An 8,344-nucleotide genomic window follows, 5' to 3' on the forward strand; every position below is an offset into this window, starting at 1 on the left:
GGCTGCTCGGCTCCGATATCGTCATGGCGTTCGATGAGTGCCCGAAGATCGACCAAGGTCGGGACGTGATCGCGCGATCCATGGAAATGTCGATGCGCTGGGCCAAACGCAGTCGCGAAGGCTTCGACGCCGGTGGCGAGCATGCCGAGAGAGCGGCCTTGTTCGGCATCCAGCAGGGCGCTCTAGACGAAGACCTGCGCCGCAGCTCCGCGCAGGCGCTGACTGAAATCGGCTTCGATGGCTACGCGATCGGCGGACTGGCCGTGGGTGAGGGGCAGGAGGCGATGTTCGCCACGCTGGAATTCGCGCCCGGGCAACTTCCGGCAGATCGCCCGCGCTACCTGATGGGCGTGGGCAAGCCGGATGATCTGGTCGGCGCGGTGGAACGCGGCGTGGATATGTTCGACTGCGTTCTGCCGACGCGCTCTGGTCGTAACGGACAAGCGTTCACCTGGAACGGGCCAGTCAACATGCGCAATGCGCGTCATGCGGAGGATACGGCGGCGTTGGACGATCGCTGTCCGTGCCCCACCTGCCAGACCTATTCACGCGCCTACCTGCATCACCTTATCAAATCAGGCGAGATGCTGGGCGCGATGCTGCTGACCGAACACAACCTGACGTTTTATCAGCAGCTGATGCAGGCGATGCGCGACGCGATCATGGAGGAGCGCTTCGCGGCCTTTGCCCGCTCGTTCCGGGCCAGTTACCAGCGCAGCGGATAAGCACGTTTCGCTTTTCTCTCGCGATGGATCGCCGTTGACGCAGCCGCCATAGCGGGGCACCGTCTCCCCGTGATTTCCGGGGGGTTTTCAATGAGCAAACATGGGATCGGCGGCGCGGTCGCGCTGATGCTGATCGGTATGGGCGGGGCAGCTTCTGCCGGGACCGACGATTTGGCCACGGTGGCGGCGAAGTTTGGCGCGCTTCCGGCTGTCGAAGATATCAGCTTGTCTCCCGATGGCAGCAAGCTTGCCGTCGTAAGCCCGCTGCCAGATGGGCAGGGGCTATCCGTGGTCGACTATAGCGCAGGCGGCAAAGTCAAACCGATCGCCACGATCGAAAGCAAGGACGGCCGCATTTCCAAATGCTCATGGCCGACTTCCGAACGGATCATCTGCCGGGTCTATGGCATAGCCGATACCGGGGCGTTGCTCCTTGGCTTCACGCGGAACTTCGCGGTCAATGCCGATGGTTCAAAGATGGTGCAATTGACGGCGCGCCAAGGCACAAACGCTTTGGGGCCGATGCAGGACGGCGGCACCTTGATCGATTGGGACCTGCCCGATCATCCCGGCCAGATCCTGGTTTCTCGTCAGTTCGTGCCGGAAGCGAGCACCGGAACGCGCCTCGCCCAGACTGGGGAGGGCCTTGGTGTAGAGATGGTCGATACCGCTTCGCTGCGGCGCGTCACGGTCGAGCGCCCGCGTCCCAGCGCAACCAGCTATATTTCTGACGGCCATGGGCAAATCCGCGTCATGGTGTCGCAGCCTATCGATGCCACGGGCAACCTGTCGAACACGATCGAGTATCTTTACCGCAAACCCGGCTCACGCGATTGGCAGCGACTGTCGACCGCCTCTGCCGGCGCCCAGTCCACTTCCGGCTTCACGCCAGAGGCCGTCGATAGCGCGAAGAACGTAGCGTATGGGTTTGATAACACGGATGGCTTTGTAAAGCTCGTCAGCCTCTCGCTCGATGGTGCCAATCGCAGAGAGGATGTGTTGAGCCGGCCCGGCGTTGACGTGGATCAGCTGATCCAGATCGGCCGCAGCGAGCGCGTGGTAGGCGCCAGCTATGCGACCGATCGGCGAACGACCGAATATTTCGACCCGGCATTGAAGGCGTTAAGCGCTGCGCTGGGCAAGGCGCTTCCGGGTGCGCCCAAAGTCGATTTTCTCGACGCGACGCAAGGTGAGGACAAGCTTTTGCTGATTGCCTCGGGCGACACCAGCCCCGGGATGACCTACCTGTTCGACAAGAAGACACGCGGGCTGGAGGAGGTTCTGCCGATCCGGCCACACTTGGAATCGGTCAGCCTCGCGCCCATGAAGTCCATCACCTTTACGGCCCAGGACGGCACCTCGATACCGGGTTATCTCACACTGCCGATTGGCACATCAGGCAAGGGGCTGCCCGCCGTCGTGATGCCGCATGGTGGGCCCTCCTCGCGTGATGAGTGGGGCTTCGATTGGCTGGTGCAATTCTTCGCGGCACGCGGCTACGCCGTACTGCAGCCCAACTTCCGGGGCTCATCGGGCTATGGATCGGCCTGGTACCAGAAGAACGGGTTTCAATCCTGGCGCACGGCGATCGGCGACGTGAACGACGCCGGGCGATGGCTGGTGAAGCAGGGGATCGCGGATGGCAGCAAGCTTGCGATCGTCGGCTGGTCCTATGGGGGATATGCCGCGCTGCAAAGCGCAGCGCTGGATTCCGATCTTTTCAAGGCCATCGTCGCCGTCGCTCCGGTCACGGAACTGACGATGCTGCGGGACGAAGCGTCGCAATACGTCAATGGCAGGCTTGTCGCTCAGTTCATCGGTACAGGGGCGCACCTGCGCGAAGGCTCACCTGCCCAGAACGCCGCGAAGATCAAGGCGCCGGTTCTGCTATTCCACGGAACCAGGGATCTCAACGTGGGCGTACGGGAGTCCCAGATCATGAATGATCGCCTGAAGAGCGCGGGCAAGCAAGTGACGTATATCGAGTTTCCCAAGCTCGACCATCAGCTGGTTAACGCAGCGGCACGTACCCGCCTCCTCAGCGAGTCAGATGCTTTCCTGCGGAAATCATTGGGGATGTAGACGCGCGCGCGATTATCGCGCCATCGCGTCTAGGCCAGCCACTTCCAGCTTGGTGCCGGGATAGGCAACGAATTCGCCACTGCGACTATCGAAGAAACCGGCGCCGATGGCGTTGGCAAAACGCTTGGCCAAGCTGAGGTCGGGATACCATTTTCCGGTGCGGTGCGGGGTGATGAAGCGATACTTAGACATAGTGCCGAGTGAACGACGTTATGGGCCCGAGAGTTCCCGCCATCCGCCTGATCTGAAACGGTTTGTCGCAAACCAATCAGGTACGAAAAAGGCGGCCCCAAGGAGCCGCCTTCATCGATTTCAGCAGAAAAAGCCGCCGATCAGCGCGAGTAGAACTCGACGACCAGGTTGGGCTCCATCTTCACCGGGTAAGGCACTTCGTCCAGCGTCGGAACGCGAACGAAAGTGATCTTGTCGGTGCCGTCCTGCGAGATGTAATCGGGCACTTCACGCTCCGCCAGGCCCTGCGCTTCGATGATCAGCGCCATCTCCTTGGCTTTGTCGCCCAGGCTGATGATGTCACCCACGAAGACGCGGCGGCTGGCGACGTTGCACTTCACGCCGTTGACGCGGATGTGGCCATGGCTGACGATCTGGCGTGCGGCGAAGATCGTGGGCGCGAACTTGGCGCGGTACACGATCATGTCCAGGCGCTGCTCCAGCAGGCCGATCAGGTTCTGGCCGGTATCGCCCTTCATGCGCGATGCTTCGGCGTAGGTGCGCTTGAACTGCTTCTCGGTCACGTCGCCGTAGTAGCCCTTCAGCTTCTGCTTGGCGCGAAGCTGGATGCCGTAGTCCGACACCTTGCTCTTGCGGCGCTGACCGTGCTGGCCGGGGCCGTAGCTGCGGCGATTAACCGAGCTCTTGGGACGGCCCCAGATATTCTCGCCCATGCGACGATCGAGTTTATGCTTGGCGCTCTGGCGCTTCGACATAGGAAGTCCTTCAATTCTGCTAGCCTCGCCACCATGGCGACGCCGATGTGTTTTCCGGATTCGCACCGCCCCTGTAAGGAACGCGGCCACCGCTTCACCGGAGTGCGGGGCCGAACGGACGATCCCGGTCCCTGTAAGGGCGGGGTCCAAGTGAAGGCGCGCGTTTAGCGCCGTGCCGGGGAAAGTCAAGCTGATGCCAACCCCTCGACGACGCGCGGCGTGGCGGCTAGGGCGCGCTGATGCCCGATACCACGCCCCTGTCACCAGATGCCTGCAGCACCATGGCCGAAGTCCGCGCCGGGGTCGATGACCTGGACGCGAGACTGGTCGAGATGCTGGCCACGCGGTTCGCTTACATGCGCGCTGCCGCCCGGATCAAACCTGAGCGCGGGCAAGTGCGTGACGAGCCGCGCAAGGCCGAAGTGATCGCCAACGCACGCGCACGGGCCAAAGCGCTCGGATTGCCGGCGGACGCGGTGGCGGTGATCTGGGAGGGACTGGTGGAAGCCTCGATCGCCTATGAGCTGGACCATTGGGACGAGCGCCGAGGTTGATTGACCGTCCCCGCTCGCTCGAACGGACCTGCGAGCGCTAACGCAGAATCGTTCAACGCTCTCTTTTGTCGCGCTCCAGCGTAGTGAGGATGCCGCGGAAGGTGCGCACTTCCAGGTGGTTCCAGCCGGGCTTAGTGAGTAGATTGCGCAGGGTCAGCCGATTGGTTTCCGCCCTGGGCTGCGGCCAGAAGTAGTTCTTGGCTTCGAGCATCCGCTCGAAGTGGCCGATCAGGCCTTCCAGTTCGTCCTGCGGGGCGGGGGGCAACAGTTCCTCGACCGTAGGCTGCACCAGCGTCGCATGCTTGGACCATTCATAGGCGCACAGGATCACCGCCTGGGCTAGGTTCAGTGAACCGAACTGCGGGTTGATCGGTACCGTCAGGATCGCCCGGGCGAGAGCGACATCCTCGGTTTCGAGCCCGGAGCGTTCCGGCCCGAAGACGAAGGCGGAGCGGCCCGGCGCGGTCCGGATTTCGCTGGCGGCCTGCTCGGGCGTGACGACTGGCTTGGTGACGCCGCGTTTGCGCACGGTGGTGGCATAGACGTTGGCGCAATCGGCAACGGCCTCCGCCAGCGAGCCGAACACTTGCGCCTGATCCAACACGACATCCGCGCCAGCGGCGGCCGGTCCGGCGCTGGGGTTGGGCCATCCGTCGCGCGGCGTGACGAGGCGCATCTCGGTCAGCCCGAAGTTCAGCATGGCGCGTGCGGCCTTGCCGATATTCTCGCCCAACTGCGGCCGGACAAGCACGATGACGGGGTTTTGCGGCGCGGTCATCCGGCGCTCACCCCGCGCACGGTGCTGGCGAAATCCGCAAAATCGCTGGCCTCGCTGAAATCGCGATAGACCGAGGCGAAGCGAATATAGGCGACGGAATCGACTTGCCGCAGCCCTTCCATCACCATCTCCCCGATGGCGAGCGAGCTGACTTCGCTTTCACCCAAGGTCTCTACTTGTCGCTGCACGCCGGAAACCAGGCGATCGATTTTCTCGCCATCGACACTGCGCTTGCGGCAGGCGAGGCTAACGGATTGCTCGATCTTCGAACGATCGAACGACTGGCGTGAGCCGTCGCTCTTGATCACGGTGATCTCACGCAGCTGGACGCGTTCGAACGTTGTGAACCGCGCGCCGCAGCCACCGCATTGGCGGCGGCGGCGGATCGCGCTGTTGTCTTCCGTCGGTCTGCTGTCCTTGACTTGCGAATCGTCGTGGGCACAAAAAGGACAGCGCATTCAGTCTCGCAAATATTAGTTCGGGCGAACCCGCTTGTAGAACTGGTAGCCCGCGCCGGCAGCCAGGCCAACCGGGATCGTCACGAAGGGCAGCACGACAGCGGCGACAGCACCGATCGCACCCCAGGCCAGGACCGGCTTGGTGGAGGGGTGGCTAAGCCCGTCCTGCAGCATTCCGGCCAGCTCCTGACGAGCGTCGGAAATGAAATCACCGCGATTGTTGGGGTCGTTCAACTGAACCATGGTTCAAAGGTCCTCATAGATGGGAAAGCGATTGCACAGCGCTTCTACGCGCGCGCGCACCGCTTGTTCCACCTGACCATCACCTTCGTCGCCATTGCGCGCCATGCCATCGACGACCTGGACGATCAAATGGCCGATTTCGCGGAACTCTTCGGTGCCGAAACCGCGCGTGGTACCGGCCGGCGTGCCCAGGCGAATGCCCGAGGTGACGAAGGGCGAGCGCTTGTCAAACGGAACGCCGTTCTTGTTGCAGGTGAGCCAAGCGCGATCGAGGCCCTTTTCCGCGGCCTTGCCGGTCACGTCCTTGGCGGTGAGGTCCACCAGCATCAGGTGATTGTCGGTACCGCCCGAGACGACGGAGAGCCCGGCGTCCTCGATGCTGGCGGCCAGCGCGCGCGCGTTGGCCACGATCTGATGGGCGTAGGCCTTGAATTCGGGCTTCAGCGCATCGGCGAAAGCGACGGCCTTGGCGGCAATCACGTGGACCAACGGACCGCCCTGCAGGCCGGGGAAGACAGCGGTGTTGAACTTCTTCGCCAGATCCTCGTCATTGGTCAGGATCACGCCGGAGCGTGGGCCGCGCAGCGACTTGTGCGTGGTGGTGGTGACGACGTGGGCATGCGGGAAGGGCGAGGGGTGCGCACCGCCGGCGACCAGGCCGGAGAAGTGGCTCATATCCACCAGCAGCCACGCGCCCACTTCGTCTGCGATTTCGCGGAAGCGGGGGAAATCCCACACGCGCGAATACGCGGTGCCGCCCGCGATGATCAGCTTGGGCTTGCACTCGCGCGCGATGCGGGCAACCTCGTCCATGTCGATCCGGTGGTCATCCGGGCGCACGCCATAGGGCACGGGCTTGAACCACTTGCCGCTCATGTTGACGGGCGAGCCGTGCGTCAGGTGGCCGCCCGAGTTGAGATCGAGGCCCATGAACGTGTCACCCGGCTGCAACAGGGCCAGGAACACCGCCTGGTTCATCTGGCTGCCAGAGTTGGGCTGGACGTTGGCGAAATCGCATCCGAACAGCTGCTTGGCGCGCTCTATCGCCAGGGTTTCCACCACGTCGGCATATTCGCAACCGCCGTAGTAACGCTTGCCGGGATAGCCTTCCGCGTACTTGTTGGTGAAGACCGAGCCAGTGGCTTCCAGCACGGCCTTGCTGGTGATGTTCTCGCTGGCGATAAGCTCGATCTTGGTCTGCTGGCGCTTCAGTTCGCCCCGGATGGCGGCGAAGACTTCAGGGTCGGCCTGCTCCAGGCTGGCGCTGAAGAAGCCGGCGGAGCGGATGGGGGCATCGGTGACGGTGCTCATGCGGCGGACTCCTGGGTCAGTTCTGCGATCTGGGGATGGGATAGCTTGTCGACGCGGCCGGCGTGGCGGCCGCCGCCGAACTCGGTCGACAGGAAGGCATCGAGGCAGGCCTTGGCCATGTCAATACCGGTCAGCCGCGCGCCCATGGCGATGGCATTGGCGTCGTTATGTTCGCGGGCCAGGGCGGCGGATAGCGGTTCGGACACGAGCGCGCAACGCAGCGCCGGGTGGCGGTTCACGGCGATGGAGATGCCGATGCCAGAGCCGCACAGCGCCACGGCGCGCTCCACGGTGCCGTCTGCGACGACCGAGGCCAGCTTGTAGCCATAATCCGGGTAGTCGACGCGATCGGCGGTTTCCGGCCCGAGATCAGCGACTTCGTGGCCGAGGACGATCAGATACTCGCGCAGTTCGGCCTTCAGGTCGACGGCGGCGTGGTCGGAAGCGATGGCGATGCGCATGGGCGCGATTCATCCTGGCAGTGGAGATTCACCGGCCCCCATAGTCCCAGGATGCCACTATGGCCAGTACGTGCTTCGAGGTGGCTCTAGAGCAGGGCGGAGGTCCCTCCATCGGCTCTGGCAGGCATGACACCGGGCGCGTCCAGGACGATCTGGCTCTTTTCCCCTCCCAGCAGGGCGGGGTCCGGAATTCCCTCCAGGGCCAGAACGCGCTGCGTGGCCGGGCGTGCCAGAACCCGCTCGCGATGGGCGAGGACATGCGGGATAGCGCTCATGTCGCACCGATCGGTCGGCCAGTGGAGATACGAGCTGTAGATGAAGAGGTATGGGTCAGACGTGGTAAACCGGTCGCCATGCACGAAGGGGCGACCGTCCTTCAGGATGTCCTCCACCTTGCCGAAATAGTAATTCAGCATCTCGGGCACCTTGGCGCGGAGTGCTGCGTGGGCGACTTCGCCATCGGCGAACATGCGGGGCCGGGAAAAGTGGCGCAAGGTGATGTGGACGGTAGTCGCCAGGAAGCTGTTGAACGCATTCACCGTCGCCAGCCCAAATGGCGTTTGCGCCGGCAGCAGACCGGCTTCGGGGAATGTCTGCGCGAGATAGGCCATGATCGCCACATTCTCGGTGATGGGGCCCTCATCGGTCACAAGAACGGGGACGAACCCGCGTGGACTGATCGCCAGGAATTCGGGTGTGCTGGTATCACCCTTCAGGACATTGACGGCGATGCCTTCGTATTGCGCGCCGCACTCTTCGAGCGTGATGTGCGAGGCCACCGGACA

At 63.4% G+C, this 8,344-nt stretch carries 11 protein-coding genes; 3 read left to right on the forward strand and 8 right to left on the reverse strand.

Annotated elements, in window-relative coordinates; genetic code table 11:
- Both ACHWRX_RS01350 and ACHWRX_RS01355 read left to right on the forward strand, forming a co-directional pair.
- On the forward strand, positions 1-725 hold a 725-nt coding region (locus ACHWRX_RS01350; RefSeq protein WP_394657807.1), incomplete at its 5' end, for a tRNA guanosine(34) transglycosylase Tgt.
- A 90-nt stretch (positions 726-815) separates the two neighbouring features.
- Positions 816-2,807, forward strand: a complete 1,992-nt coding sequence (locus tag ACHWRX_RS01355; protein WP_394657808.1) for an alpha/beta hydrolase family protein — start codon at positions 816-818, stop codon at positions 2,805-2,807.
- A gap of 12 nt (positions 2,808-2,819) precedes the next feature.
- Here the strand turns inward: ACHWRX_RS01355 and ACHWRX_RS01360 are convergent, their stop codons facing one another.
- Complete coding sequence (locus ACHWRX_RS01360) at positions 2,820-2,999, reverse strand: hypothetical protein (RefSeq protein ID WP_183616299.1); 180 nt, start codon at positions 2,997-2,999, stop codon at positions 2,820-2,822.
- A gap of 140 nt (positions 3,000-3,139) precedes the next feature.
- The gene (rpsD, locus tag ACHWRX_RS01365) at positions 3,140-3,754 is read right to left on the reverse strand and encodes a 30S ribosomal protein S4 (RefSeq protein ID WP_058735898.1); all 615 of its coding nucleotides are present in this window, start codon (positions 3,752-3,754) and stop codon (positions 3,140-3,142) included.
- Between the two features lie 239 nt (positions 3,755-3,993).
- Between rpsD and ACHWRX_RS01370 the strand changes: the two genes are divergently transcribed.
- Entirely contained in the window at positions 3,994-4,308 is a 315-nt protein-coding gene (locus ACHWRX_RS01370) for a chorismate mutase (protein WP_394657809.1), read from the forward strand.
- Between the two features lie 52 nt (positions 4,309-4,360).
- Here the strand turns inward: ACHWRX_RS01370 and ACHWRX_RS01375 are convergent, their stop codons facing one another.
- From ACHWRX_RS01375 to ACHWRX_RS01400, 6 genes are all read right to left on the reverse strand, one after another.
- Positions 4,361-5,086 carry an RNA methyltransferase gene (locus ACHWRX_RS01375; protein WP_058735896.1) on the reverse strand — a complete coding sequence of 242 codons (726 nt, stop codon included), beginning with the start codon at positions 5,084-5,086 and terminating at the stop codon, positions 4,361-4,363.
- Positions 5,083-5,544 carry a transcriptional regulator NrdR gene (nrdR, locus tag ACHWRX_RS01380; protein WP_183616301.1) on the reverse strand — a complete coding sequence of 154 codons (462 nt, stop codon included), beginning with the start codon at positions 5,542-5,544 and terminating at the stop codon, positions 5,083-5,085. The genes ACHWRX_RS01375 and nrdR overlap by 4 nt, the downstream gene beginning before the upstream one ends.
- Before the next feature lie 15 nt (positions 5,545-5,559).
- Positions 5,560-5,787, reverse strand: coding sequence for a hypothetical protein (locus tag ACHWRX_RS01385; RefSeq protein WP_058735894.1), 228 nt, complete (start codon positions 5,785-5,787; stop codon positions 5,560-5,562).
- A 3-nt stretch (positions 5,788-5,790) separates the two neighbouring features.
- Complete coding sequence (gene glyA, locus ACHWRX_RS01390; protein WP_288414012.1) at positions 5,791-7,098, reverse strand: serine hydroxymethyltransferase; 1,308 nt, start codon at positions 7,096-7,098, stop codon at positions 5,791-5,793.
- Complete coding sequence (gene rpiB, locus ACHWRX_RS01395) at positions 7,095-7,559, reverse strand: ribose 5-phosphate isomerase B (protein ID WP_394657810.1); 465 nt, start codon at positions 7,557-7,559, stop codon at positions 7,095-7,097. Before rpiB ends, glyA begins: the two co-directional genes overlap by 4 nt.
- An 86-nt stretch (positions 7,560-7,645) precedes the next feature.
- On the reverse strand, positions 7,646-8,344 hold a 699-nt coding region (locus ACHWRX_RS01400), incomplete at its 5' end, for a glutathione S-transferase family protein (protein WP_394657811.1).

The sequence above is a fragment of the uncultured Novosphingobium sp. genome (assembly GCF_964277725.1).
In the GTDB taxonomy this organism is placed as follows: Bacteria; Pseudomonadota; Alphaproteobacteria; order Sphingomonadales; family Sphingomonadaceae; genus Novosphingobium; species Novosphingobium fluoreni.